The organism is Chryseobacterium sp. 14P4.3.2, assembly GCF_057799275.1.
The window spans coordinates 1-415 of record NZ_JBYOKO010000079.1; the positions used below are offsets into that span (position 1 = coordinate 1).

At 41.0% G+C, this 415-nt stretch carries 1 pseudogene; it reads right to left on the reverse strand.

Features of this window, described 5'->3' with window-relative positions:
- Positions 1-415 (reverse strand): annotated as a pseudogene (locus AC27VX_RS23875) (RHS repeat-associated core domain-containing protein); the annotation flags it as partial.

A 415-nucleotide genomic window follows, 5' to 3' on the forward strand; every position in this document is an offset into this window, starting at 1 on the left:
GATATTCAACAGGATTATTGTCTACCTGATGTTTATGTACCAATAGCCTGTTTTGTTGGTCGTACTCAAACGTTTCTGTTAGCACTCTTTCTGAATCTGAGTTTAGGCGCTTGTGTTTAGTAATAACCTGTTGGGGAGTGCCTGTAAAATCAAGTTGAGATTCTGTTCTGGTATACCCTCCCAGATGATTGATAGAGTGGGTGCCAATCACTCTTCCTTTCTGATCATAGTAGGTGTAAGTTTTTGTCCAGCTGTCATCCTCAATATTTTTCACAAGGCTCATCACAGGCAGTCCTTTGGTATTTCTGCCGTCTGGGGTGAGAGTATCTGTTAAAATCGTCATCTCAGGAGTATTGGCCGGAAATGCAGGATTGAAGCTGTATACCGGATAACTATCGTAATAGTTTAAAGACAA